At 63.5% G+C, this 24,718-nt stretch carries 23 protein-coding genes and 1 pseudogene; 7 read left to right on the top strand and 17 right to left on the bottom strand.

All coding sequences use genetic code 11. From position 1 onward, the window contains the following. Positions 1 to 10 precede the first annotated feature (10 nt). Genes HN018_RS23050 through HN018_RS23040 form a run of 3 tightly spaced genes read right to left on the bottom strand, consistent with a single transcriptional unit; the run spans position 11 to position 2,867 of the window. On the bottom strand, positions 11 to 1,378 hold the full coding sequence (locus HN018_RS23050; protein ID WP_171836251.1) for an NAD-dependent succinate-semialdehyde dehydrogenase: 1,368 nt from the start codon (positions 1,376 to 1,378) through the stop codon (positions 11 to 13). Beyond that, entirely contained in the window at positions 1,375 to 2,469 is a 1,095-nt protein-coding gene (locus HN018_RS23045) for an Ldh family oxidoreductase (protein ID WP_171836250.1), read from the bottom strand. The genes HN018_RS23050 and HN018_RS23045 overlap by 4 nt, the downstream gene beginning before the upstream one ends. 11 nt (positions 2,470 to 2,480) lie before the next feature. Beyond that, positions 2,481 to 2,867 (bottom strand): VOC family protein, encoded by a 387-nt coding sequence (locus HN018_RS23040; protein WP_171836249.1) that lies wholly within the window; start codon positions 2,865 to 2,867, stop codon positions 2,481 to 2,483. Between the two features lie 581 nt (positions 2,868 to 3,448). Here HN018_RS23040 and HN018_RS23035 point away from each other — a divergent pair. Further along, positions 3,449 to 4,720, top strand: a complete 1,272-nt coding sequence (locus HN018_RS23035) for an MFS transporter (RefSeq protein ID WP_239479372.1) — start codon at positions 3,449 to 3,451, stop codon at positions 4,718 to 4,720. 202 nt (positions 4,721 to 4,922) lie between these two features. Continuing rightward, positions 4,923 to 5,987, top strand: a complete 1,065-nt coding sequence (locus HN018_RS23030; protein WP_171836247.1) for a lactonase family protein — start codon at positions 4,923 to 4,925, stop codon at positions 5,985 to 5,987. Positions 5,988 to 6,202: 215 nt separating this feature from the next. Here the strand turns inward: HN018_RS23030 and HN018_RS23025 are convergent, their stop codons facing one another. Beyond that, on the bottom strand, positions 6,203 to 6,403 hold the full coding sequence (locus HN018_RS23025; protein WP_171836246.1) for a hypothetical protein: 201 nt from the start codon (positions 6,401 to 6,403) through the stop codon (positions 6,203 to 6,205). Between the two features lie 229 nt (positions 6,404 to 6,632). Further along, on the bottom strand, positions 6,633 to 6,899 hold the full coding sequence (locus HN018_RS23020) for a hypothetical protein (RefSeq protein WP_171836245.1): 267 nt from the start codon (positions 6,897 to 6,899) through the stop codon (positions 6,633 to 6,635). On the opposite strand from HN018_RS23020, the gene HN018_RS23015 reads away from it, so the two are divergent. The 3 genes and pseudogenes from HN018_RS23015 to HN018_RS29260 form a co-directional block, all read left to right on the top strand. Then, positions 6,886 to 7,128: a hypothetical protein gene (locus HN018_RS23015; protein WP_171836244.1), complete on the top strand. Its 243-nt coding sequence runs from the start codon at positions 6,886 to 6,888 to the stop codon at positions 7,126 to 7,128. The two genes, HN018_RS23020 and HN018_RS23015, sit on opposite strands and share 14 nt — an antisense overlap. A 491-nt stretch (positions 7,129 to 7,619) precedes the next feature. Then, entirely contained in the window at positions 7,620 to 8,852 is a 1,233-nt protein-coding gene (locus tag HN018_RS23010) for an oxalate decarboxylase family bicupin (RefSeq protein ID WP_171836243.1), read from the top strand. A 103-nt stretch (positions 8,853 to 8,955) separates the two neighbouring features. Continuing rightward, a pseudogene (locus HN018_RS29260) lies at positions 8,956 to 9,179 on the top strand (manganese catalase family protein); the annotation flags it as partial. Between the two features lie 103 nt (positions 9,180 to 9,282). Here the strand turns inward: HN018_RS29260 and HN018_RS23000 are convergent. Together HN018_RS23000 and HN018_RS22995 are read right to left on the bottom strand one after the other, a co-directional pair. After that, positions 9,283 to 10,341: an SDR family NAD(P)-dependent oxidoreductase gene (locus HN018_RS23000; protein ID WP_171836256.1), complete on the bottom strand. Its 1,059-nt coding sequence runs from the start codon at positions 10,339 to 10,341 to the stop codon at positions 9,283 to 9,285. A 350-nt stretch (positions 10,342 to 10,691) separates the two neighbouring features. After that, the gene (locus tag HN018_RS22995; RefSeq protein WP_171836242.1) at positions 10,692 to 12,533 is read right to left on the bottom strand and encodes a phosphoenolpyruvate carboxykinase (GTP); all 1,842 of its coding nucleotides are present in this window, start codon (positions 12,531 to 12,533) and stop codon (positions 10,692 to 10,694) included. A 108-nt stretch (positions 12,534 to 12,641) separates the two neighbouring features. Between HN018_RS22995 and HN018_RS22990 the strand changes: the two genes are divergently transcribed. Further along, on the top strand, positions 12,642 to 13,838 hold the full coding sequence (locus HN018_RS22990) for a LysR family transcriptional regulator (protein ID WP_171836241.1): 1,197 nt from the start codon (positions 12,642 to 12,644) through the stop codon (positions 13,836 to 13,838). A gap of 520 nt (positions 13,839 to 14,358) precedes the next feature. Here HN018_RS22990 and serA read toward each other — a convergent pair. The 10 genes from serA to HN018_RS22940 form a co-directional block, all read right to left on the bottom strand. Further along, positions 14,359 to 15,615: a phosphoglycerate dehydrogenase gene (serA, locus tag HN018_RS22985; RefSeq protein WP_171836240.1), complete on the bottom strand. Its 1,257-nt coding sequence runs from the start codon at positions 15,613 to 15,615 to the stop codon at positions 14,359 to 14,361. Positions 15,616 to 15,687: 72 nt separating this feature from the next. After that, positions 15,688 to 16,659, bottom strand: a complete 972-nt coding sequence (locus HN018_RS22980; protein WP_171836239.1) for an amidohydrolase family protein — start codon at positions 16,657 to 16,659, stop codon at positions 15,688 to 15,690. Between the two features lie 2 nt (positions 16,660 to 16,661). Then, positions 16,662 to 18,002 carry an MFS transporter gene (locus tag HN018_RS22975; protein ID WP_171836238.1) on the bottom strand — a complete coding sequence of 447 codons (1,341 nt, stop codon included), beginning with the start codon at positions 18,000 to 18,002 and terminating at the stop codon, positions 16,662 to 16,664. 50 nt (positions 18,003 to 18,052) lie between these two features. Beyond that, a complete protein-coding gene (locus HN018_RS22970) occupies positions 18,053 to 18,370 on the bottom strand; it encodes an antibiotic biosynthesis monooxygenase family protein (protein ID WP_171836237.1) in 318 nt (105 codons plus the stop codon). After that, positions 18,367 to 18,834, bottom strand: a complete 468-nt coding sequence (locus tag HN018_RS22965) for a cupin domain-containing protein (protein WP_239479370.1) — start codon at positions 18,832 to 18,834, stop codon at positions 18,367 to 18,369. Before HN018_RS22965 ends, HN018_RS22970 begins: the two co-directional genes overlap by 4 nt. Before the next feature lies 1 nt (position 18,835). After that, positions 18,836 to 20,200 carry an NAD-dependent succinate-semialdehyde dehydrogenase gene (locus HN018_RS22960; protein WP_171836236.1) on the bottom strand — a complete coding sequence of 455 codons (1,365 nt, stop codon included), beginning with the start codon at positions 20,198 to 20,200 and terminating at the stop codon, positions 18,836 to 18,838. A 49-nt stretch (positions 20,201 to 20,249) separates the two neighbouring features. Beyond that, the gene (locus HN018_RS22955; protein ID WP_171836235.1) at positions 20,250 to 20,636 is read right to left on the bottom strand and encodes a VOC family protein; all 387 of its coding nucleotides are present in this window, start codon (positions 20,634 to 20,636) and stop codon (positions 20,250 to 20,252) included. 21 nt (positions 20,637 to 20,657) lie between these two features. Further along, positions 20,658 to 21,635, bottom strand: coding sequence for a transporter (locus HN018_RS22950; protein ID WP_171836234.1), 978 nt, complete (start codon positions 21,633 to 21,635; stop codon positions 20,658 to 20,660). Between the two features lie 105 nt (positions 21,636 to 21,740). Further along, positions 21,741 to 22,886, bottom strand: coding sequence for an isocitrate/isopropylmalate family dehydrogenase (locus tag HN018_RS22945; RefSeq protein ID WP_171836233.1), 1,146 nt, complete (start codon positions 22,884 to 22,886; stop codon positions 21,741 to 21,743). Beyond that, complete coding sequence (locus tag HN018_RS22940) at positions 22,883 to 23,743, bottom strand: amidohydrolase family protein (protein WP_171836232.1); 861 nt, start codon at positions 23,741 to 23,743, stop codon at positions 22,883 to 22,885. Before HN018_RS22940 ends, HN018_RS22945 begins: the two co-directional genes overlap by 4 nt. Before the next feature lie 152 nt (positions 23,744 to 23,895). On the opposite strand from HN018_RS22940, the gene HN018_RS22935 reads away from it, so the two are divergent. Then, positions 23,896 to 24,663, top strand: a complete 768-nt coding sequence (locus HN018_RS22935) for a GntR family transcriptional regulator (protein ID WP_171836231.1) — start codon at positions 23,896 to 23,898, stop codon at positions 24,661 to 24,663. The last annotated feature ends 55 nt before the right edge of the window (positions 24,664 to 24,718 follow it).

Genomic DNA, 24,718 nt, shown 5'->3' with positions numbered 1-24,718 from the left:
TCGGTCGGCATCACGCGTCGATCCACACGGTTTTCTGGTTCACGAAGCTCCGCAGCCCGAGAACACCCAGTTCACGGCCGTAGCCGGACTGCTTGATGCCCCCGAACGGGATTCGCGGGTCGGAGGCCACCAGGGCGTTGACGAACACCGCACCAGCCTGAATGTGGGGGAGCAGCCCGCGGGCCCGATCCAGATCGCGCGTCCATAGCGAAGCGCCGAGGCCGAACGGACTTGCGTTCGCGAGCTCAACCGCTTCGTCGGCATCCGCAACTACCGTGATGGCAGCGGCGGGCCCAAAGGTCTCCTCGTCGAAGGCCGCCATGCCGGGCGTCACGCGATCAAGTACGGTCGGGGGGTAGAACCATCCGGGGCCCTCGAGCGGCTCGCCACCGCAGACCAGCCGGGCTCCGGCGCTTCGCGTCGCTTCGACTTGACGATGCAGGTTTGTGCGCAGGCTCTCGCGTGCCAGCGGCCCGAGCTTCGTAGTTGGGTCGAGTGGGTTGCCGACCGTGAGCGCACGCACGGAAACGGTGAAGGCTTCGACGAACTCGTCCGCGATCTTCTCGGCGACGAGAAAGCGCTTGGCGGAGATGCAGCTCTGGCCGTTGTTCGAGTAGCGTGCCTTCACCGCGGTCGCGACTGCGAGTTCGAGGTCCGCGTCGGCAAGCACGATGAACGGATCGGATCCGCCGAGCTCCAGCACCTGCGGCTTGAGCCTGCTGCCAGCTTGCGAAGCGACGATGGCACCGACCTCGGTCGAGCCCGTAAGGCTGACCGCTGAGATCCGTGCATCTTCCACCACCGCCTTCACCTCGCCGGTGTCGATCAGCAGGGCCGCGAACAGGCCTTCGGGTAATCCGGCCTCGCGCAGCGCTGCTTCAAGGGCGAGCGCACAGCCGGGCACGTTGTTGGCGTGCTTGAGGATAGCGGCGTTGCCACCGAGCAATGCGGGAGCCAGGAAGCGGATGGTCTGCCAGAACGGGTAGTTCCAAGGCATGATCCCGAGTACGGTACCGAGCGGCTCGAAGACGACCATGCTTTCCTTTGCCGAGGTCTCGACCAGCTCGGGCGCCAGGAAGCGTTCAGCGTTGCGGGCGTAATAGTCGCAGGTAACGGCGCACTTCTCGATTTCGGCCGCCGCCTCCGTGAGCGGCTTGCCCATCTCAAGCGTGATCAGCCGCGCATGGTGCGGCGTCCGCTCGCGCAATACGCCGGCAAGGCGTGCCAGCAGGGCCCCCCGCAGCGCGGGTGGTTCGGCTCTCCATCCGCGCTGCGCCGACGCTGCTGCCGCCAGACGCGCTTCCACCGCTGCGGGCGTATGCGCCTCGTAGGCTTCAAGTTGGTCGCCCGTCGCGGGATTGATCGTGATGATGGTCATGCCGTTGCTCCTTTCGGGATCGGGTTCAAAGGCCCGGCGGCAGGCAAGAAGGCGGGGGTAACGTCGTAGGCCCGGGCCAGCGCCAGCAGATCGCGTACTGTGTCGGGCGGCAGCAGGATGCCGGAGTTTCGAGAGCTGGCGTCGTTGGCCGCCTCCAGCTCGCCCGGGTACAGGATCCCTTCCGAGCCTTCGGCAACCGGATTACGCTTAAGGCTCTCGACGAGCTCGCGCACCCGGCCCGTAAATTCGCCGAGCGGCATTAGTCGCTTGATGTCGAGAACGAAGGCGAAATGGCCGGCGCCGCTGCGGCCTTCCGGGTGGTAGGGCCCGACTACTCCAGCACCAAATGCGCTACCACTCAGCACGCCGGAGATGACGTCCATCATCAGCGCGATCGCGTAGCCCTTGTGGCCCGCCATGGGCTGGATCAGCCCTTCGATCGCCGCCTGGGGATCGTCCGTCGGCCGGCCTGAGCCATCGAGTGCCCAGGTCAGCGGAATAAGTTCGCCCCTCTGGTGCGCAAGGTACACCTTGCCACGTGCAACGCTGGTGTTGGCGATGTCGAGCACCAGAGGCGGCAACTCGCCCGCAGGCGCGGCCCACGACCAGGGATTGGTGCCGACCGCCCGTTCCCGCCCACCCCACGGGGCCATCGCTGGGCTGGCATTGGTGGAAAGGAAAGCCAACATGCCGCGACGAGCCGCTCCCGACGTGTAGTACATTGCCGTGCCGAAGTGGTTGGAGTTACGTACCGAGACGGCGGCAATGCCGTACGTCCCGGCGCGCCGCACCGCTTCGTCCATCGCAAAGGTGGTCGCGACTTGGCCCATAGCGTTGTCGGCGTCGACCAGCGCCAGCGCGCCCATATCCTGCAATACGCGCGGCTTTGCAGTGGGATTGCATGCGCCGGATGCGATCCGCGCAACATACCAGGGCAAACGCAGCACGCCATGCGAGGCGTGTCCCCAAAGCTCGGCTTGCACCAGCGTGTCCGCGCACAGAGCGGCGTCTGGTTCGCTGAGACCGACGGCACACAAAACAGCGGCGGTGAATGTTTGCAGGGTTTCGTGATCAGTCCGGAGCCCGCTCATGCGTCCGCCTTTCAGGCCGTCAACCGTTCGATCATCTCGATCAGGATCCCGTCTGGCGCTTCGACAAAGGCGATTTGCACGCCGGGCCGGATTTGGGAGACTGGTGAGAGCAGCGTCACTCCAGCCTGCTCCAGACGTGCCGCGTGAGCGGCGATGTCAGAGACCCGCACGCAGACATGCTCGATGCCTCGGAACGGCATACCAGGCACGCGCGGCATGTCGTCCGTGGCTCCTTCAACGAAGATCGCGACGTCGCCAATCCGCAGCACGACACGTGGTAAGCCGCGCACCTCCATCCGCTCGACGATCTCGACATCAAAGTGCCGCGACAGGAAGTCGGCGACCGCTTCCGGATGACGGCTGCGGAAATGGATATGGTCAAGCAGAATGGTGGTCATTAATTGGCTCTTCCGAGAGAAGTGTTCAGCCTTGCGAGGGATGTTTGCTTCCCTCGAGACACGGTTGAGATGCTGGCCGGCCGGCGCCGCTGCTTTGGTGCGTCTGCCCTGCTTTGGCAAAGGGATCGTAGATAGGGGCGGGAAGCAGCGCTGCCGTGCGCACAAGCCACAGGCGATCTTGCGAGATGCCTCGTAGTTCCCCTTTGGGTAGGCGTCGGGATCCCGCAACACGACACAGGATACGTCTGCCTCAAGCGACAGCGGCTGAGAACACCCAGACCCTTATGGTTAGTCGAGCTTGTCCAAGTGCGATCTCGCGCTACGTGACGAAACCTGCTCGACCATTGAGTTGGCCTTGTCATCCGAGCCCTCACAGGATGCACCCCTTTTGCATTAGATACATGATATTTGTATCTAGACCACTTACAATACAATGACAAGCGTCGTATGTGTCTCTCATGAGGTTGCAAGGTTCGCTGCAGGACCGTCTGTCCAAGCGGCGGACCATCAGGCGCCAATGCGCGTCGATTGGGGGAACGTTGGACTCGAGGCGATACCGGATTGCGTTCCTGCTCTTGGGCATGTCGCTGCTGAGCTATGTCGACCGCGCCACAATCTCGTTCGCGGCTACAGGCATCGCCCATGACTTTCGATTGACGCCTGTCGCACTTGGCTTCCTGTTCTCGTCTTTCCTCTGGTCCTACTCCGCACTTGTGGTGCCGATGGGCGTGATGGTGGACCGGTTCGGTCCCAAGCGGATTGCCGGACTGGGGCTTGCCGTCTGGTCGGCGGCTACGGTGGCGGGCGGTCTGGTCCCGGGCTATGGGTCGTTGCTCCTGACCCGTCTCGTCATGGGTGGGGCGGAAGCGGTCAGCAACCCATCTGGCGCCCGCGTCGTCCGGTCCTGGTTTCCAGCCGCGGAACGCGGGATTGTCACCGCGCTCTTCAACTCCGGTTCCTATGTGGGACCCGCTTTGTGCGCGCTGATTGCTGGGCCGCTGATCGCGGCCTTCGGTTGGCGGTCTCTGTTCTTTCTATCGGGAGTGCTCGGTCTGATCTGGCTGCTGTTCTGGTTGCGCATGTTCGAGCAGCCAGAACGTGCTCGCTGGCTTGGAGAGGGAGAGTGCCAGCATATCCTGGCAACCCGGGATACCAAGCAACCAGGCCACGCCACCGGATATCCAAAGGCGAGTGGTCTGCTGCGCCTGCTGCGCGCAGGCCCCGGACTTTGGGGCGTGGCCGTGACCCAGGGCTGCAATGTCTATGCGCAATACCTCTTCCTCACCTGGCTGCCAAGTTACCTGCGCCATGTGCTCAAGGTCCCGACCGCGAATGTGGGGTTTTGGGCCGCCGTTCCCTATGCAGTCGCGGCCGCGGCCTGCATCGTCGCAGGCCATGCGAGCGACCGGCTGCTGCGTGGACGGGTGGCGGGAGGCGGACGTCGGCTCGCAGTGGCAGCGATGGCCTGCATTGTCGCCACAGTCGCGGCCATCCCGTTTGCCCATACGACGACAATGGCTATCCTGCTTGCCGCTTTGTCACTATCCGGGATCGCATCGACCACGTCGCTGAATTTTGCCCTGCTGAATGATATTGTCGCGTCGCCGTCGGATGTCGGCGTGTGTATGGGCTTCGTCGTGCTGGTGGGGAACCTGTTCGGTCTGACGGCGCCGATCGTCACTGGATACGTGGTCTCGACGACAGGCGGCTACACGGCGGCTTTTTTAGCGGCAGGCACATTGCAAATCTTTGGTGCGGCGAGCGCACTACTGCTGTCGCACGGCGCTATCGTTGCGTCACATATATCCAATACAGATGCTGCGCCGCCGCCTAGAACGCGAGAATGCAAGTGATCGCTCATGTTTCCCGTATATGTCTCCGTGCGGAACACGCGACATCCTCAGTCTGTCTTTCACGACGCCATGCTCGAGAGTCTAGTGCGGTTGTCACCTGCGGAAGGCCTGCCACATGCTGAGACGGCGCGGACTGCTCGCCTTGGCTCCGGTCCTAGGCTTCAGCGCCGTGCGCGCTGCCCCGCCGCTAAAGAGGATGCCCATGTCCAAGAGTAGAACACTTGCTGTCGCCTATGTCGGTTGCCGGACGAGCCGCGAGCGCGGAGCGAAAGGCCGCGGCCTCTCCGTATTCGATGTGCACGCCGACGGACGGTGGACGCAGGTTCAACTCGTGGAGGGCATGGTGAACCCGTCGTTCTTGGCGGTCGACCGACAAGGCGACTTCCTCTACGCAGTGCACGGCGACATGACCGACGTCACCTCGCTGAGGCGCGGGCCTGACGGGCGGCTGGTTGTGCTGGGCACAACCAGTACGGGTGGCGCCAATCCGGTGCATTTGGCGCCGGATCCCACCAACCGCTTCATGCTGATCGCGAACTACGCCAGCGGCTCGGTCTCAGCCTTGCCGCGTAACATCGACGGATCACTGGCCGACCCTTCCGCCATCCTGATACTGCCGGGGCACCCGGGACCGGATCGTGTGCAACAGCTCTCATCGCATCCGCATCAGGTCGCGTGGGATCCGGCGAACCGTTTTGTCGTGGTGCCGGACAAGGGAACAGACCAGATCTTCGTGCTTCGCTTTGATCCCAACGACGCTCGGCTCGAGATCTGCGGTCGGTTCGCAACCAAGCCGGGCAGCGGGCCGCGTCACGTCGTCTTCCACCCGACAAGGCCCTACGCTTTTGTGGCCTACGAGCTGTCTTCGGAGGTCGGTGTCTACGGCTATGATGCGCAAGCGGGCACGCTGGATTTGCGTGGCGTGTATCGGACGATCCCTGCCGACGCATCGTCGGGCAACACGGCGGCCGAAGTCCTGGTAACGGCCGACGGCGGCATGGTGCTGGTGACCAACCGCGGTCATGACAGCATCTACTGCGCCCACTTCATTGCGGAGCAAGAAACGCTGCACGCACCGTCGTGGACATCCTGTGGCGGCCACGGCCCGCGCTTTGCGAGTTTCGGGGTAGGGTCGGATCAGCTGCTCGTCGCCAACGAGCTGTCCGATAACATCTGCGCGTTCGATCTTTCTCCAGCCGAAAGACCGACGCGCGTTCCTGGATCAGAAATTATAACAGGAAGTCCCGTTTGCATCCTTATACCCTGAGAGCCTGTCCCTGATCGAGATCGAAACGGCCACTTCCGAACTCAACCCGGACAAATGACCTGACGATTTGGTGGAGGTGATTACTTTTTCGCGGTATCTGGATTCCGTAAAGAGCGCTGCGGCCCCCAAACAAGTAAAACACACTCTCTTCAACCCCGTCTCCGGAGGGACCCTCTTCGGCCGCGTCGAGCGTGCGACCGATCCGCTATGGGCGGCTAGGCTGCGGCTGTCAGCCGGTAGTCCTCGCCCGTTGTCCACATCTTGTGCATCGCCACGGCCAGCTTACGCGCCAGGACGACCTTGGCCTTGCCAAGGCCGAGGCGCTTTGCCAGCCGTACGGCCCCGGACTTCAGCGCGCACCAACCACGGCTATGATGGATGAGCACGTTGGCTGCCTGATACAGCGCACGCCTCACCCCAGCATCGCCGGCCGGCCGATCCCGCCGGACCAGTCCATCTCACCTGTTTAAAACCGTCGCGGTGTCAGCTCGAAGTGAGCACCGACGGTTCGGGAGTCGCTGAGCCGTCTACACCAGCTGCGTAGGTGAGGGCAACGAGCGGGCCAACGCCAGGCACTGTCATCAGCCATTTGGAGGCTGTGCTCGCCTTTGCTCGCGCGGTATTTTCCCTGTCCAGTCCGTTAACCTAACTGTTGATGTCTTCGACAATGGTGACGAGCGGCCACAACAGCGGCGCCAGAGCATCGTCGTTCAGTGACTGCGTCACCAGATCCAGGAAAGCCGGCCTGGTCAGCTTCGGCGGCTTCAGTCCTTCCACTTGCAGGATGGACCAGATGATGTTGCGCGCGTCGAGCGACTGCCGGCGGAGCTGCTCGCGCACTGTCAGCAGGGCACGATCGCGCTGCGCGGCCACCGACGTCAGCGAAACGGCGCGGAACTTGTCGACCCCCAATCATGTCAGCAATCCCGCGGGCATCATTCTTGTCAGTCTTGTTGCGAAACCCGGTCTTAAGCGCCGCGGCAGCGTGGGCGGCATCGATCACGATGACCCGCAATTTGCCCCCGCCAAGCCCTCGGGCAATCCAGGCGGAGTTCATGCCGACTTCGAGCCCGACCCAGTCCACATCCTTTCCGGATGCCCTGATGGTCGCGGCAATCGTTTCTGGCGTGCTGTTGACTGAACGCTCGAGAATCACCTAGCTCGCTGAATCCATGATGCACGTTGAGGTGCGCGCGACCGAAATATTTAAACCGACGTAGAACATGCCTGCCGCCTGATCCAACGTTTCCACCACGAGCCGGGACACTACGCCAGAAAAAGTCCCACCTCTGCATGGCGGCATCAAATCGGAACAGTTAGCGGAATCAGCCGGAATCTGTGGCAGCTGACCTGGATGATCACTGAACCGCTTCAACCACGCGCCAAACGGGATCCCTTTGAGCGTCTCCAGCATAGCTCACACTTTGCCGTTCTCTGTGTAGCTTAAAACCATCTCGATCCGGATGTCAGGCTCGCGCGGCAACGGAGAGGCGTCGGCTTTTGTGCGCAAGAGCACAAGACCGTGCAGTCGTTTCGCCATGAAGTTTCTAGCAGTGACCGAACGGACCGTTTGCCTTATTGTTGCGCAGTTGCAGCCCCATCTAAGGCCTGCCACAGCTTGGAGCAGGTCTCATGAATTCCTTTTCGCGCAGACGCATCCTCACGGCCGGCGCGGGTGCTGCCGGCGGCCTGGCTGCGCTTTCGGTCGGCACAGCTGCCAACGCACTGGCCGCCGCCGCCGGGCAGCCTGCCCGCGTCAGCCCGATCGGCGACGATCCGGGACCACACGATCCGGCCCGCGACGGCGAGGAACCGGATCTCGTCAACCCGCCACGCACCGACCACGGCACCCTGCCCAACCTGAAGTTCTCTTTTTCCGACTCGCATGTTCGCGAGACCGATGGCGGCTGGACTAGGCAGGTCACCGAGCGGGAACTCGGGATCTCCAAGAGCATCGCTGGCGTCGACATGCGCCTGGTGCCTGGCGGCGTGCGCGAGATGCACTGGCACAAGCAGGGTGAGTGGTCAATCATGCTAGCCGGCGCTGCACGCATCACCGCAGTCGACCAGAACGGCCGCAACTTCATCGACGACGTGAACGAGGGCGACCTCTGGTATTTCCCGTCCGGGGTCCCGCACTCGATCCAGGCCCTGGACCAGGGCTGCGAGTTTCTGCTGGTGTTCGATGACGGCAGCTTCAACGAAGACAGTACGTTCCTGATCAGCGACTGGTTCAAGCATGTGCCGCCGGACGTGCTGGCTAAGAATTTCAGCGTGCCCGCGAACAATTTCGGCCATACCCCGGACCCCGAGGAGCGCTACATGTTCCCGCTGCCGGTGCCGGGACCGATCGCCTCCGACCGCATCATCGGCAACGGCACGGTGCCCGAAAGCTTCAGCTTCCGGCCGTCGACAGTGACGCCGTTGACATTTAGGTCAGGCAGCGTCCGAATCGTTGATTCCAGCAACTTCAAGGCGGCAAAGACTCTTGCTGCCGCCATCGTCGAGGTCGAGCCGGGTGGCATGCGGGAGCTGCACTGGCACCCAAACACTGACGAGTGGCAGTACTACATCTCCGGCCAGGCGCGCATGGGCGTATTCGGCGCGTCGGGCGATGCCCGCACCTTCGACTACCGCGCCGGCGATGTCGGCTACGTCCCCTTCGCGATGGGGCATTACATAGAAAACACCGGCAGCACCCCGCTGCGTTTTCTCGAGATGTTCAAGGCGCTGCGGTTCGAGGACGTGTCGTTGAACCAGTGGATGGCGCTGACGCCGACGAAGCTGGTGCAGGGTCACCTGAAGCTCAGCGACCAGGTGATGAAGGCATTGTCTAAAACTAAGCACTCGGTGATACCGGCCTGAGCTTCTTCAACCTGCGCTTACCGGCCAGGTGTGAATCGTGATCGCTTCGCCGGAAACCCCAGGAAAACCACGCCGTGGGCCGCGAGCAACCGGAGGTCACGCGATGTTTCTATGTATCGACAAGCCGCAATTTAGATATCCGCTTCAAAGCGCAGGCATCCCAAAGCAGCGGCCGCGCCGCAGGCACTGCTCGGCTTCAGTTAAAGCGAGATGTCGACTATCGGCAACTATATGTCCCAGCGCTTCAGTTTCCGCAGCCAGGCGAAGCTCCCGCCATTGTATAACCTGGTCGCCACCATCACCGCCGAGGAGCTCGGGCACGTTGAGTTTCGGGATGATGCTCTAGAGAACCGATTAATACCTAACTGAACCCGAGCCGCATCATAGCATCGCGAAATTCAAGTGTCAGATTCTTTAGACTATATATTGCTTAAACACTTAACGCCGAGTCGCCGCCGGTCACCTCAAACTCGCCGCCGGTGATCATTGCGGCGGCATCGGACGCCAGGAACACGGCCATAGGCGATATATCGGTGACCTGCAGCCAACCGACTTGCAGCGCTTCACCCTTTGCCCGCGCTCGGAATGCCGCCTCGGCCGACGGCTGGGCAACTGCCTGATGCGTTGTCTGTAGCATCACCGCCTGGAGTCGCGGTGTATTGAGTGTGAGGGGCGTTGCGACAAGCCCGGGTATGAGGACGTTGACCGTGATGCCGAACTCACCGAACTCTAGCGCGGCTGACTTTGCAAGTCCGATCAGGGCCCATTTTGAAGCGGAATAAGCAGCGGCGCCTTTGGTTCCCTGCCGGCCCTGCATGGACGAGACAACGATGATCCGGCCGTATTTCTTGTCCACCATCTTCGGCGCGAGGGCGCGGATCGTACGCGCAGTTCCGTTCAGGTTGTTCTCGATCGTGTCGTCCCAGTCACTATCGGCCATGTGCAGTAACGGCTGCCATGCCTGGATCGCGGCGTTCGCCACCAGGATGTCGATCTTCCCGTGCTGCCGCTCAACATCATCCGCGATTTTACGCATCTGCGCGATGTTGCGAATGTCTGCCTGGATTGCAGTGCCAGTCCGCCCATAGGCGCGAATTTGGCTGACGGTTTCATCCAACTCTGCGCGCGTTGCAGGAGGTGCGTCGGCGGACGTGCTGATCGGCCCGATTATATCAAGCGCCACAACATCAGCTCCATTGGCCGCATACTCGACGGCGATGGCGCGTCCAATGCCCCGGGCAGCGCCCGTGACGACAGCTACGCGTCCCGAAAGATTAGACCCGCGACCTGGCTTGATTGGTCCAGCCATCCGCGTGGCCGGCGGCTCGGGAAATGGTCCAAGACCCTGCGCGTTCGCTGGCAGCGCTGCAGCAAGCGCCGCAAGACCACCCGTTAGCAGAAGCGTACGGCGGCCAGTAGATGAGATAGGGGTGTTCGGCGGCGTGTCGCTACCGGTTTCACCACTGATTCCTTTGCCGAACGAAGTCATTGTAATCTCTTCCATGGTGAACAACAGGCGCATTGAACATGACGATCCAGCTCCCGTTGTATATCCGGCTGTGTGATTGTCTTCTGCCGTAGCGAACGGTGGGTGCCACTCAATCCGGAGAAGCGTGTCTTGCTGGCCGATCCACGTCGAACGGTCCAGTGCCGCGAGCAGCGCCGCGACTTCCGCAACGTCGAGGACGGTCACACCCCGCTTGAGAACCGCCCCGATCGCTTTTGTGCAGGATACTGACACCTTCCGCAATCGGTCGTTTTAGTGCCTATACGCATCACTCGGAGTCCTTTTGCGACTAGGATGTCACGGGCTAATAAGGAACGGTTCACTTTTCTTGCTCACGCCAAATGAAGTCGTTGCTCGAGCAGGTCCTGCTGGTGATCTAAAGCCGGGACACGATCGCCAAAATCATTTAGGTAGGCGCGGTTCCGTCGTGCCTCGTCGATCCAGACCTCGTTGTCGACCGATAGCAAAGCTTCGGCCACACCCGGCAATAGATTGAGGTCGGACATTCCGATCGCGTCAGGTGTCGGAAGGCGGCCGATAGCCGTCTCGATGGCCTCACCTCCGCTCTCGACCCGCTCGATCACCCAACGGAGAACGCGAGCGTTCTCCTCGTAACCCGGCCAAAGGAAGCGCCCATTCGTGTCCTTTCGGAACCAGTTGACAAGGAAAATCTTCGGGAGGATTCGGCTGTCGTTTTCGGCGGCCGCGCCGATTCTGCACCAGTGCGCGAGGTAGTCAGAAAGATTGTAGCCGCAGAAGGGAAGCATTGCGAAAGGGTCACGGCGCAGCTTGCCCACCTCGCCTTCCGCGGCCGCGGTTCCCTCGGACGCCATGTTGGCGGCAAGATAGACACCGTGGTCCCAGTCGAAGGCCTCGATAGCGAGAGGAACCGCGGTGGCGCGCCGGCCTCCGAACAGCAATGCGGAAATCGGCACACCTTGGGGAGCGTCCCACTCGGACGCGATGGACGGGCACTGGGCTGCGGGAACGGTGAACCTGGCGTTCGGATGCGCGGCGGGCTTGCCGCTGCCGGAATCCCAGGCTACGCCGGTCCAATCCGTCAATCCGGATGGTGGCTGATCCGTCAGGCCCTCCCACCAGACATCGCCCTCTGCGGTCAGCGCCGTGTTGGTGAAGATGCAGTTTTCCGTCAGCGTCTGGATGGCGTTGCGGTTCGTCGCCGGGCCGGTGCCGGGCGCCACGCCGAAGAAGCCCGCCTCTGGGTTGACGGCGTAGAGGCGCCCGTCGGTCCCGAACCGCATCCAGGCGATGTCGTCTCCCACCGTCTCGACCTGCCAGCCGGGAAGCGTGGGCTGGATCATGGCGAGGTTAGTCTTCCCACATGCGCTCGGAAACGCGGCGGCAATGAAGTGCGAACGGCCCTCAGGGTTGGTGATCTTGATGATCAACATGTGCTCGGCGAGCCAGCCCTCGTCGCGCGCCATTACGCTCGCGATCCGCAGCGCTAAGCATTTCTTTCCCAACAGCGCGTTGCCGCCGTAGCCGGATCCGTAGGACCAGATTTCACGGGTCTCCGGAAAGTGGGCAATCCATTTCTCGTCGTTGCATGGCCAGGCCACATCTGCCTCGCCGAGGGCGAGCGGCATGCCCACGGAGTGGACGCAGCGAACGAAAAAGCCATCCCCGCCCAGGATCTCTAGCACCGGCGTGCCGATCCGGGTCATAATACGCATGGAAAGGACGACATAGGGGCTGTCGGTGATTTCGACGCCGATGACGCTCTGCTTGGAACCCATCGGTCCCATGCAAAACGGCACCACGTACATCGTGCGCCCGCGCATGCAGCCCTCGAAGAGTTCCGCAAACTGCCGCCGCATGTCCTTCGGGTCGACCCAGTTGTTGGTGGGTCCGGCATCCGCCTCGTGCTCCGAGCAGATGAAGGTTCGGCTCTCCACGCGCGCCACATCGGACGCCGAGGAGCGCGCGTAGAACGAGTTCCGCCGCAACCGCGGGTTCAGCCGGACCAGCGTGCCTGTCTCAATCATCTGCTCCGAGAGCAGGTCCCATTCGGCATCGGTGCCGTCGCACCAGACCACCCGGTCGGGTTGGGCCCGCGCCGCTACCTCATCGATCCAGTCTTGCAGACCACGGTGAGGTGTCGGTGGCAGCGCAACTACGACGTCGTCTGAAATGGCAAGCGAATGCGCCGGCATTGCTGTTTCCCCCGGGAACCTCGTCCCGAGCATTTCTCATACGAACCTGTCGCGCTGCGGCGTTAATTCGAATATCGGAATGCCATAAGCTTGAGTTAACTCTATCAGATGACCGACGCCTACAGCCTGAACCTACGTCATCTGCGCATGCTGCCTGCGCTGGCTCAGGCTGGGAGCATCAGCCAGGCAGCGAAGCTGGTCGGAGTGACTCAGCCCGCGCTTAGCCAGGCCCTCCTGAAACTAGAGGGAGCGTTCGGAACCGAATTGTTTCAGCGTCACGCGGACGGTATCTCGCTGACACAGGACGGCGCCAAGGTGCTCGACCGTGTCGACCGGTCGCTCGCCAGTCTGGCACAGGCGTTCCGGTTTTCCAGCAACGGCCTGCGGCAGGCAGAGCCAGTCCGATTCCTTACCAGCGCTCACCTGCGAGGGCTTCTAACCGTGGCGGAGCAGGGCAGCTTCGTGGCGGCGGCTCGGGCGGCGGGGGTGTCGGCGCCGGCGGTGCACCGCGCGGTTCGCGATCTCGAGGCGCTGGCTGGCGCCCCGCTCGTGGTGCGCCGTGGCAGAGGGATCGGCCTCAGCCGAGCGGGGCATACCTTCGCTCGCGCGTTCTCGATCTGCCTATCAGAACTAAACGCGGCCCTCGACGAATGCTCGGCGCGCGGAGGCCGCATCACGGTGGGCGCCATGGCCCTGTCGCGATCACTTCTGCTTCCGGCGACGCTAGCCACCTTGCTGCGCGAACGTCCGGAGGCGCGCGTGGACGTCGTCGACGGTTCATATCTGGAACTAGTCGGGTTGCTTCGGAGCGGTCGCATCGACATTATCATCGGCGCACTGCGCGCTCAGCCAGATTCTGACATTCGGCAAGAGACGCTGTTCATCGACCAGCTTACTATCATTGGCCGCGCGGAACATCCTCTGGCTAAAAAAGAGGCCAGCTTTGCAGATCTCGCCTGCTATCCATGGATTGTGGCGCGAAGAGCTTCCGGACTGCTGGAGCGATGGCAGCAGATCTTCGACCGGGCCGGCGTTCCTCGTCCCGACGCTCCAATTCAGTGCGGCTCGGTCTCTTTAATAAGAGGTGTTCTCGTGCAAAGCGACTTTATGACATTACTATCGCGCACTCAGGTCAGTGCTGAAATCGAAGCGGGTTTGCTTATCCAGATCCTGTCTTGCATCCCAGATACGCCGCGCGCGATCGGCGCCATCACCCGGCTGGATTGGCATCCGACAGAGCTGCAGGAGCGGTTCCTGGCTATATTACGCCAGGTCGGAACAAAGCAGGTTAGCGACCGCATATGAACACGGCCTTGAAGCTTCCGTCCTCATGTTCCAATAACCAATGACAAGCCACAAGCAGAAGGTGCTGATCGCAGCCGGCGGGAGCCTACGGCTCTTCGCATCCATGCGCACCGGTACTAGATACTCGCGCGTCAATCCTACGAGCGCCGGCCAGTCTCTCCACCTCTCGCCGACAGCACGAAAGCGAATGCCGGTACATCGACCAGCGCCTACTTGAACAACCGTCTCAAGCGGGACTACGGCGGCATTAATAGCCGGGTCCGATGTATGCGAAGCTTCAAGAGCGTTAGTGCCGTCGCGCGGCTCTCCCATGAGCGTAGCGAACTTTGCCATTTCCTTTGTACCTGCCGTCGTCACGAACAGATCGTCTCCACTGCTCCCGCTTCGCCAAGGTGTTCACGTCGCTCTTCACGTTGTGACCTTCACCTGAACGTTCCCGGGCTCATGTATTATCTAGTGCCAGACTACTGCGCGATCCTCACAGATCCTCTCGAAAGAATCGCTACCACCAGACTGTTTGTCACGAACAGGCAGCATACAGCAGCCTCGCGCGGATAGTCCCAGGCAGAGCTCTAATCCGCCGGAGTAGCATGATGTCTTCTTCCTGGTCAGTCTCGGCTTCGATGACGACGTAGCCAATTTCTCCATAAGTCTGCAGGAACTGAGCCGTTATGTTGGCACCACTCGCCGCAATCACATCGTTGATCTTGCGCAGAATACCGGGCGCATTAGTGTGTACGTGCATGAAACGGGTCCCGCGTGAGCTCGTTCGCAGCCGGAGTTGAGGGAAGTTCAGTGCTCCAAGCGTTGTGCCGACATCGCTGTAATCGATCAGCTTGCAGGCAACCTCGACACCAATGCGTTCCTGCGCTTCGATTGTGGAGGCGCCGATATGAGGTGTCAGTATGACGTTGTCGCAACCCTGGAGAGGCGTGACAAACGGGTCAAGGTTACTCGAAGGCTCGTGCGGGAACACGTCGATCGCAGCGCCGGACAAGCGTCCGTCTTTGACGGCGGCGGCGAGCGCTTGGAGATCGACGATGTCCCCACGCGCGTTGTTGATCAAGAAGGCCCCCGGCTTCATGGCGGAAATTTCAGAATTGCCGATCATCCCCCTCGTTTCCACTGTCTGAGGGACATGCAGACTAACAACATCGCTGTTTTCCAGCAGCGACGTCAGGCTCGGCATCTCGGACGCCTTACCGTGACCAAGCTTTGGCGCAACATCATAGTAGAGGACCTGCATGCCGAACGCTTCGGCAAGAACCGAAAGCTGCGAACCAATTGACCCATAGCCGACGATGCCGAGTGTCTTACCGCGCACCTCCCACGAATTCGCTGCCAATTTCTGCCAGCCGCCGGCATGCGCGGCCACCGAACGGGGGAATATGCCCCTCATAAGCATCACGATCTCACCCATGACCAGCTCGGCTACGCTTCGCGTGTTGCTGTAGGGAGCGTTGAATACAGGGATACCGCATCGGGTAGCCGCGTCGAGCGCCACTTGGTTCGTTCCTATGCAAAAACACCCGACAGCGATCAGCTTGTCGGCACTTTTCAGGACTTCCGCCGTGATCTGTGTCCGGGAACGGATCCCGAGCAGGTGGACGCCTCGCAGAGCCGCCCTAAGCTCCGCGCCATCAAGCGCACTCTTACGTTGTTCGACGGCATGATAACCCTGCCTCTCGAAGAGCTCGACAGCGCTCTGGTGGACTCCCTCGACTAAGAGGACACGGATCGTGTCCTTTGAAAGGGAAAGCTGCGCATCAGACTGCATCGAATACCCCACCGCTACCATCACCGAACCCGACCAGGAGGTCACGTTGAAACGAGCTTTTCATCGACCGCATCATATGAAGCCGAACAGTCGAGCCGGGTTCTCAACCAGCACGCGACGTCGCTGAACAGGCGTCATCCAAGCAAGAAGATCATTTAGCAGTCGACCGTCGTCGACATCAAAAAAGCCCGTCTCAGCCCCCTGGCGCGGTCCGCCGGGGGGTAGCGACCTCGTATGGGGCCAGTCGCTGCCCCATAGAAGCCGGTCCTCCCCTGCATCGATCAGGTGTCGTGCCAAGATGACCATAGCCGCTTCACCTTCCGCCGACACCGTCGCGCGGTAGGGTGCGGACAGCTTGACATGACAGTAGCCGTCCGCGACCAGGCGGCAAAGGGTTCGGAATCCCGGCTGCTCGGGCCCCTGCGCCGATGCGCCGCCGAAATGGTCGAGCACGATTGGCACGGGCGACGCTGCCAGGATGTCGGCGATGGCGTCGAGGGACGCCAGCTTGAGGTAGAGCTGGACTTGCCAGCCCAGTGGCGCGGCCCGAGCCATTGCGGAACGGACCGCCGAACGAAGCTGCCCAGCATCGTGGACGGCGTGGGTCTGGTTCACGCGAAGACCCACCGCGCCGAGCTGTTTCATGCGAACGATCGCGGCCGGCGCAATGTCGTCAGGCAGGACAACGATGCCCCGCGCCGAGGCTCCCAGGGTGGTCAACGCGTCGAGGAGGCATGAATTATCGGTGCCGTAGAAGCTGGGCTGGACGAGCACGGCGCGCCTGATCCCGAGCGCGGCGTGCATCGCATCGAGTGCCGCAAGCGGCGCGGGCGGCGGCGAGTAACCGCGATCGGCTGCCATGGGGTAGCGGGCTACGGGCCCGATGACGTGCTGGTGGCTGTCACAGGCAGGGTCCGGCACGGTGAAACCCGGCGGCGTCTCTGCTCGTGCGGAGGCCGGCTCTGCGTTGGCGACCGTGCCGCTCGCGGCGAGCAAACCGGCCATGACCTGCCTACGCGTCGGCAGCGTTTTGGGACTGGGCACGATCATAGTGTCAGGCTCGCGACCGAGCGGCGCGCCCGCCTGACGTGGCGCGATCGCATCAACACGATTGCAGCACTCATCAGCGACATCAACGACAAGAACAGCATTCCGGCGTCAAATCCGCCCGTCGCTTCCTTGAGCAGTCCGACGACCCAAGGCCCGATCAGGCCGGCGAGCGAGCTGTAGGCGCCGACGGCGGCGATGCCGATCGCGGAGTCCGCATCGGAGAACTCCTCCGACAACAGCGCGAAGAAGGTCCCGCGCAGTCCGAAGATGCCGACGGCGGCCATCGAGATCGCCGCCATGATGACGACGGGCGAGGCGGTCAGGGTCGCGAGCGCGAGCCCTACGGCCGAACACAGCGCCGGCCCTGCCACGTGCCAGGTCCGCTCCCCGCTGCGGTCGGAGCTGCGGGCGAGTACCACTGTGGCGACGCAGCCGAACACGAACGGGATCGCCGTGATCAGCCCGGTGCCGAGACTGGAGGCGCCGAACGCATGGACCATCTGGGGTAGCCACAGCGTCAGCCCGTAACTGCCGCACAGCACGCCGAAGAAGGCGAGGCCGTAGGTGAGTACGCGCCCGTCAAGCATGAGGCGCCACGTCGCCGCCTTCTCGTGCCGGATTTCGGCCGGCCGCTCGGCCGCGAATTGAGCGTCGAGCCAGCTCTTCTGGGCGCCGTCGAGCCAAGTCGCATCGGCGCGCTTCTCCGTCAGGAAGATGAGCAGCAGCACGCCCAGCACCAGGCAGGGCAGCGCCTCGATCACGTACATCAGTTGCCAGCCCTTGAACCCGTAGAGCCCGTCGAGCTGCATGATGGCGCCGGAGAGCGGCGCACCGATGACGCTGGCCAACGGGATCGCGAGCAGGAAGACCGCCATGTACTGCGCCCGGTATTGCTTCGGGATCCACTGGCGGAAGAACCAGATCACACCGGGCAGGAGGCCAGCTTCGCAGGTCCCGAGCAGGAAGCGCGCGACGTAAAACGACCGCGGGCCGACCACCATCGAGGTGGCGGCGGCGACCAGCCCCATGGTGATCATGATGCGGGCGAACCACCGCCGCGGTCCGACCTTGGTCAGCATAACGTTGCTCGGCGTCTCGGCAAGGAAATAGCCGAGGAAGAACAGTCCGGCGCCCCATCCGAACTCACTCGACGACAAACCGAGATCACGATTGGCGGTCAGGGCGGCGAAGCTGACGTTCACCCGGTCTATGTAGGCGGCGAGAAAGCATCCAGTAAGAAGGGGCATGAATCGGAAGGCAATGGTCGCGATCGCTGACGATCCCGCCTCCTTCGGAAGCAGATGGATGCGCAATGAGGACTCAAGAACCTGGGTCACCTGGATGCTTCTCCTTTTCCGGCGTTCTTTCGGTCGCCGATTGTCGTGCCTTACGATGCTGGTCGCCCATCCGCACCGCCGCCCACGACGCGGACATGCTCGACGACAGGAGGCGAGGCGAAATAGGGACTCGCGAGCTCACGCCAACGGGCAAAGCCTGACGAGGCCCGGAACAGCACCATGTGGTGCTCGACCGTCTCCCACACCACGACGAGGCGGTATCGCGTGCCGTACTCGATCGACCGCAGCAGCTCGACGCCGTGGCAGCCCTCCGCCGCCAGGAATGCAGGGAAGGCGGCGTGCACTCCAACCTCGAAAGCTTCCTCCTGGCCGGGAAGGACCTCGATCAGTGCGATCTCGCGGATCATGCGCTTGCCTGCGGCACCCGGCTGCGGTCGTGCTCGGCGACGACCGGACGGGTCTCGCCGGTCTCGACGAGCGTGCGCGTCGCGTCGGTGCGGCCATAGGTCCAGAGGATGCGCAGCGGCGTCTTGTCCGAGGCGTTGATGAAGCGGTGCGGAATATCGGCCGGAACCCAGCTCGTCTCGAATGGGCGCAGCGCGTGCTGCGCACCGTCGATTTCGGCGATCGCCTCGCCCTCGAGGATGACGATGCTCTCCTCGCAGTTGTGGGTGTGCAGCGGGATCGCGGCGCCGGGTCCGATCACCGTCATGCCGTTGAGGAAGGCCTTGGCGCCAATTTCGGTCCCCACCAACGGTGTGCTCCGGGCGCTGCCGCCGCGTTCATACGTGGGCAGCAGGCTGGGGCGCAGGACCACGCCGCGGCTGTTGTCGATGTGTTCGTCCATAATCAGCTCCTTGATGGTGGGCATGTCAGGCGGCAATCCAGACGGTTTTCACGTTCATGAAAGAGCGCACACCGAGCAGCCCGAGCTCGCGACCATAGCCGGAGCGCTTGATGCCGCCGAAGGGCACGCGCGGGTCTGAGGCGACCATCGCGTTGACGAAGACGGCACCGGCCTCGATGCGGCGGACGTGGTGGCGGGCGGCGTCGAGGTCGCGAGTCCAGATCGACGCGCCGAGGCCGAAATCCGACCGGTTGGCGAGGCGGATCGCGTCGTCCGCGTCTCGCGCGCGCACCACCGAGCCCACCGGCCCGAACGTCTCCTCACGAAAGGCCACCATATCCTCGGTCACATGGTCGAGCACGGTCGGGTGGTAGAAATGGCCCGTACGATCGGCAGGGCCGCCGCCGGTCAGCAGGGTCGCACCCGCGGCGATCGTCGCCTTGACCTGGTGGTCCAGCTCGTCGCGCAGATCGGCGCGCGCGAGCGGGCCGAGCGTCGTGTCGCGCTCCATCGGGTCACCCAGCCGGAGTGCTGCGACATGGCCGAGCAGCCTCTCGACGAAGCGGTCGGCGATCTCGCGCACGACGATGAAGCGCTTGGGCGACAGGCAACTCTGTCCAGCGTTGGAGAAGCGCGCCTTGGCGGCGACCTCTGCCGCCAGATCGACATCGGCGTCGGCCAACACGATGTAGGGATCAGAACCGCCGAGTTCGAGCACCTGCGGCTTGAGCTCACTGGCCGCCTGCGCGCCGACGATGCTGCCGACCCGCGTCGAACCCGTCAGGCTCACCGCGGCGATGCGCCGATCGCGGATGACGCGCTCGACCTCCTCGTTTCCGAGATAAAGGACGCCCAAGAGGCCGCTCGGGGCGCCCGCACGCTCCAGCACGGAAGCGGTCCACATCGCGCACTGCACCACGTTGTTCGCGTGCTTGAGCACCAGCGCGTTGCCGCCGAGGAGGGCTGGCGCGAGGCAGCGGATCGTCTGCCAGAATGGGTAGTTCCACGGCATGATCGCGAGCACCACGCCGAGCGGGTCGCCCACGATCATGCTCTCGGCCGCCGATGTCTGGACGTATTCGGGGCTGAGGAAGCGCACGGCGTTATCGGCGTAGAAGTCGCAGGTCATCGCGCATTTCGCGATCTCGCCTTCGGCCTCGGCGATCGGCTTGCCCATCTCCTCGGTGATCAGCCGCGAGAGGTTGCCACTGTCCTCGCGCAGCGCGATCGCGATATTGCGCAGCAGCTGCGCGCGTTCGTCAGGAGAGGTCTCGCGCCAGCTCCTCTGTGCTCGAACAGCGCCGTCGAGGACGTGCTCGACGGCGGCCGCATCGGACAGCGGGAAGCGGCCGTTCTCCTGGAGTGTGGCCGGGTTGGTGGAGACGATCATGTACGGATTACCTTCGTTCAGGTCAGTTGCAAGGCGCCGGTTGTGTTAATCAGGCCGGCCGCCGCTCTATGAGTTCGATGAGGATGCCGTCGGGCCCATGCAGGAAGGCGATGCGCACGCCCGGTTTGACCTGCTCAACGGGGCCCGCGAGTGCCACATCATTGTGCGCCAACTGCCTGACCGTTTCGTCGAGATCGTCGACCGCGAGGCCGAGATGCTCGATCCCGCGGAAGGGCGGCGCGGGCGGCGTGGGCAGCGCCGCGTTTTCCTCCTCGATGAAGATCTCGAGCGCGTCGATCGCGACCACGAGGCGCGTCTTACCGCGCACGACGAGGCGGTTCACCTCCCGCGCGCCGAAGTTGTCGACGAAGAACCAGGCGGCCGCCGACGCGTCCGCACTTCTGAGGTGGAGGTGGTCGATGCCGAAGCGGGCCATGGGACGCGGAATCCTTTCCGTCTAGAGGCTGAACGTGGCGCGGAAGACGACGATGTTGTGATCGAGACGGTTGTGGCTGACGGCGTCGTAAAGACCCTTGACGCCGAAGGAGGCATGCCATTTCGGCACGTCTACCTGGATGACCGGGCCGATCAGGAAGTCGAACAGCCGGTTGCCGTCGTTGGGCCGCGGAACGCCGTGAAGACTGTCGGCGGTCGTCGCCGTCGCGACCGTGCCGGCGATGCCGAACTGCCAGTAATGAGCGCGTTGCGTGAAGGCGAAGTCATCGACGAAGGTGTCGCCGTTGCGGTAGCCGGTCTTGGGATTGTCCGCACTCACCTCATAGTAGAGGCGGGTGCTGATCTCGGTCGCATCGAAGAACGACATGTCCGGCCCGGTCGTGTAGGTGAGAGAGACGTTGGGCACGAAGATCCAGGTGTTGTGGCCCTGGTTGGCAAGATCGGTAATAGTGTAGCGGCCAACGGGGATCGACAGGCTGAAGGCCGGCGCAACCTGCAGGCCGTAGGGCAGCTTTAACGCGCCGGGATGCGGCGCAGGCGGCTTTGCTCCGAACATACCGGCGTGGAAGCTGTACTCCAGCACGTCCATGTATGGGTCGTTGTTGCCGCTGTCGCATTGCTGGCGTGACAGCTTGCGGTAGCAGGTGAAGTAGTACTGGTCCTGGAACTTGGTCGCGAACCTGCCGCCGGCGAGCGTCCACGGATAGACGTAGTTGAAGCCGCCGCCGATACCTTGGGCGGCGAAGGCGACGGAGCGCGCAGTCGGCGACGGGCCGCCGTCCGAGCTGGTGTAGAGGTTGCTCCAAATCGGCGACGCGGTGAGGTTGATCGCCAGCGTACCGGGCGTGCTGAGGATGGCCGAACGTATGTCCGAGCCGCCGATCGGGCCAGAATAGAAACCGCCCTCCGCAGCCCTAGCAACGTTCCCAATCGTCATGACCAGCCCAGCTGCGGCTAGAAAACTCGTAATTCTCGACATGCGTTTCCTGTTCCCTTGACACCATCGACTACCAGGAGGTGCCGAATATTTTTTTGTTTTAGGTGCATCGCCGCCTGTTTCCGGCGGGCGGCAATTTGGTCTCTTTCAGATGCCGCGCGAGAGCACTCCTGCGACGTAGTTGCGGAGATCGTCGGGAAGTTGGCTTTCGACCGGGTCATGCTCGGAAGCGGACGCGCTCCAGCGCAGGCGATCGGCGTCCGGCTCAGCCCGCTCGAGTGCCTCGACGATGGCGCGCGCGAACTCCGATGTGCTCGCCGAGCCGCCGAGATCGGCGGTGCGCACGCGCCCCTCCCCGAACACCAGCGCGAGCGCCGCCTCGATGCGGCCGGCCGCATCGTGCAGGCCGAGATGGTCGAGCATCAGCACGGCGGCGCGCAGCAGCGCGGTCGGGTTCGCGGTGCCGCGCCCGGCGATGTCAGGCGCCGAACCGTGCACCGCCTCGAACATCGCGACCCCGCGGCCGAGATTGACCGAGGCCGCAAGCCCGAGGCCGCCGGCGAGGCCGGCGGTGAGGTCGCTGAGGATGTCGCCGTAGAGGTTGCTGGTAACGATCACGTCGAAGCGCTCGGGCGTCTGCACCAGGCGGCAAGCGGCGGCGTCCACCAGCAGCTTGCCGCTTTCGATCCCATGGGCACGCGCCGCCTCCTCGTCGAAGATGCGGTCGAACATGCCGTCGGTCTTCTTGAGGATGTTGGATTTCGAGATACCGGTGACGTGGCGGCGGCGCTGCGAGCGCGCGATGTCGAAGGCGGTCCGGCAGATCGTGCGGGTGTTACGCTCGGAATTGACCTTGAGGGCTGCGAGCACGCCCTCGCCGAGGTCGTATTCCATACCGATGTAGAGATCCTCATAGTTCTCGCGGATCAGCACGAGATCGACATGCGCGGCGGGCGAGCGGATGCCGGCGAGCGTGCGGACAGGCCGGACGGCGGCGAAGGTCTTGAGCTTCTCGCGCAGCGTCACGTTCGCGCTACGCTCACCGCGGCCGAGCGGAGTGGCAAGCGGCGATTTCAGCGCTACACCGCAGCGGCGGATCGCCTCGACCGTCTCGGCCGGAACGCCGCTCGCATCGCCGCGCTTGAACACCTCCCCGCCCGCTTCGCACCGGACCCAATCGATGCGCGCGCCGGCGGCATCGAGGATGCCGATGACCGCGTCGGAAATTTCTGGCCCGATTCCGTCGCCGGGGATCAAAACGACGTTGGCGTGGCGTTCGGAGGTCTCGTTCATGCGGCGACTCTCGTAAGTTGCGGACCGATCGATCCAAAAAGTTGGCGTGGATTATCGACGAGGATCGCGCGGCGCAGCGCCGGGTCGGGGACCCATCGCGCGAGCCAGTCGAGCGTGTCGGCGTAGCGATGCGCGCCCTCGTGCTGGGTCCAGGGCCAGTCGCTGCCCCAGACCACACGGCCGGGGCCGACGCGGTTGAGGATCGCCTCCGCACTCGCTTCCGCCGCCAAGGGCGCCAGCCGGTAGGGTGCGGAGAATTTGAACCATGTCGCGGAATGGGACGCGGCGGCGTCGAGCAGTGCCGCGAAGCTCGCATCGTCCGGGTCGCAGCGGCCGAAATGGTCAACCACGACGGCGCAGGGCGCGCGCGCGAGGGCTGGCGCCGCCTCGATCCACTGCCTTCCCTCGGCCTGGATCTCGAGCACCAGCCCGCGCTCGGCAAGGCGCTCGGCGAGCGGCGCGAGTGCCGCGCCTCCGATATTGGGCGCCGGTCTGCCGATGCAGTTCAGCCGTACTCCGACGATGCCGCCGTCGCGAAGGCGGTCGAGCTCGGCGGGTGCGATCGCGGGGTCCACCACTGCCACCCCGCGGAACATTTTCGGACGCGCGCTGATCACATCGAGGATGTATCGGTTGTCGCTGCCGAGGAAGCTCGGCTGGATCAGGATCGCGGCGCCGATGCCGCCATCCGCCATGGCGCCGAGCAGCGCCTCGGGCGGCGCGTCGTAGTTGGGCGCGTAGCGGCGATCGGCGCTGAAATCGTGGTCGCGGAGGAAGACGTGGACATGGGTGTCTACCGGGACCGGCTCGTCCAGCTCTACGCTTATTTGCTCGACTTGAACGCCAACCTCACGCATACGACCCCAAGACATATAGAGGAGTGCATAACTAGACATATATAGGAGTTGTTGGCAAGAGCATCAACGCGGCAGCGTGAGATCGTCGCGCTTCCATGATTTCGGACGGTGGGCTATCGGTCGATGCGAGCAAGGAAGAAGACGGAGGAAGCATGGGCGAAGGAGCGGGTGCTACCGCGGCAGACCCGGCGCCAGCGCTGGACGGCGACACCTACACCCCGCTTTACCGGCGGCTACACCGCACCATCGCCCGGCGCATCGCCGCCCGCGATTGGCGACCGGGCGAGGCAATTCCGAGCGAGGCGGAGTTCGCCCGCGTCTACGACCTAGCCGTCGGCACCGTGCGCAAGGCGATCGACGCGCTCGAGAGCGACGGTCTGATCGAGCGCCGCCACGGCTCGGGCACGTTCGTGCGCCGCTCGAACTTCAACAACTCGATGATGCGCTTCTTCCTGTTTCGCGATAGCGCAGGCAGCGCGCTGACGCCGGAGAGCCACATCGTCTCGCGCCGCCGCCTCACTGATCGGCCGGCGATCGCCCGCCGCCTAGGGCTCGAGGACGACGCGCCGCTAATCGAGATCATCCGCCACCGCTCTTGGGACGGCGGGATGCGTCTGCTCGAGGACATCTACCTCCCGCACGCGTCCTTCGCGGCGATTCTCGCCTGCCCCGAGACGGAGATCGGCCAGCTCCTCTATCCCGCCTACGAGCGGCTTTGCGGCACGCTGGTCTGCTTCATCGAGGAGGAGATCACGATCGAGCCCGCCTCGCGTGAGGATGCCCGCCTGCTCGGCCTGCGCGCCGCCGAGAAGCTGGTCCAGGTCGAGCGCACAGCACTCGACGCCCTGCGTCAGCCGCTCGAATGGCGGCGCTCGCGGGGCCAGACCGACCGGTTCCATTACCGGTTGAGCGTGTCCTGACCGGTCGGCGCGCGCAGCGATGACCCTCGATGGGCGCGTCGGGACGCATCGGAAG

The organism is Lichenicola cladoniae (assembly GCF_013201075.1).
Lineage (GTDB): Bacteria > Pseudomonadota > Alphaproteobacteria > Acetobacterales > Acetobacteraceae > Lichenicola > Lichenicola cladoniae.
Note: the sequence above shows the minus strand (reverse complement) of the source record. Positions and strands in the feature narration are given on the sequence as shown.

What these genes read in the sequence shown, in the direction of transcription:
- HN018_RS22955 (WP_171836235.1), bottom strand. Translation starts at nt 20,636, where the DNA reads ATGGCCCGCTTCGGCATCGACCACCTCCACCTCAGAAGTGCGGACGCG.
- HN018_RS22950 (WP_171836234.1), bottom strand. Translation starts at nt 21,635, where the DNA reads ATGTCGAGAATTACGAGTTTTCTAGCCGCAGCTGGGCTGGTCATGACG.
- HN018_RS23010 (WP_171836243.1), top strand. Translation starts at nt 7,620, where the DNA reads ATGAATTCCTTTTCGCGCAGACGCATCCTCACGGCCGGCGCGGGTGCT.
- HN018_RS22945 (WP_171836233.1), bottom strand. Translation starts at nt 22,886, where the DNA reads ATGAACGAGACCTCCGAACGCCACGCCAACGTCGTTTTGATCCCCGGC.
- serA (WP_171836240.1), bottom strand. Translation starts at nt 15,615, where the DNA reads ATGCAGTCTGATGCGCAGCTTTCCCTTTCAAAGGACACGATCCGTGTC.
- HN018_RS23045 (WP_171836250.1), bottom strand. Translation starts at nt 2,469, where the DNA reads ATGAGCGGGCTCCGGACTGATCACGAAACCCTGCAAACATTCACCGCC.
- HN018_RS22960 (WP_171836236.1), bottom strand. Translation starts at nt 20,200, where the DNA reads ATGATCGTCTCCACCAACCCGGCCACACTCCAGGAGAACGGCCGCTTC.
- HN018_RS22990 (WP_171836241.1), top strand. Translation starts at nt 12,642, where the DNA reads ATGACCGACGCCTACAGCCTGAACCTACGTCATCTGCGCATGCTGCCT.
- HN018_RS23000 (WP_171836256.1), bottom strand. Translation starts at nt 10,341, where the DNA reads ATGACTTCGTTCGGCAAAGGAATCAGTGGTGAAACCGGTAGCGACACG.
- HN018_RS23050 (WP_171836251.1), bottom strand. Translation starts at nt 1,378, where the DNA reads ATGACCATCATCACGATCAATCCCGCGACGGGCGACCAACTTGAAGCC.
- HN018_RS22940 (WP_171836232.1), bottom strand. Translation starts at nt 23,743, where the DNA reads ATGCGTGAGGTTGGCGTTCAAGTCGAGCAAATAAGCGTAGAGCTGGAC.
- HN018_RS23030 (WP_171836247.1), top strand. Translation starts at nt 4,923, where the DNA reads ATGTCCAAGAGTAGAACACTTGCTGTCGCCTATGTCGGTTGCCGGACG.
- HN018_RS22935 (WP_171836231.1), top strand. Translation starts at nt 23,896, where the DNA reads ATGGGCGAAGGAGCGGGTGCTACCGCGGCAGACCCGGCGCCAGCGCTG.
- HN018_RS23035 (WP_239479372.1), top strand. Translation starts at nt 3,449, where the DNA reads ATGTCGCTGCTGAGCTATGTCGACCGCGCCACAATCTCGTTCGCGGCT.
- HN018_RS22995 (WP_171836242.1), bottom strand. Translation starts at nt 12,533, where the DNA reads ATGCCGGCGCATTCGCTTGCCATTTCAGACGACGTCGTAGTTGCGCTG.
- HN018_RS22970 (WP_171836237.1), bottom strand. Translation starts at nt 18,370, where the DNA reads ATGATCCGCGAGATCGCACTGATCGAGGTCCTTCCCGGCCAGGAGGAA.
- HN018_RS22965 (WP_239479370.1), bottom strand. Translation starts at nt 18,834, where the DNA reads ATGCCCACCATCAAGGAGCTGATTATGGACGAACACATCGACAACAGC.
- HN018_RS23040 (WP_171836249.1), bottom strand. Translation starts at nt 2,867, where the DNA reads ATGACCACCATTCTGCTTGACCATATCCATTTCCGCAGCCGTCATCCG.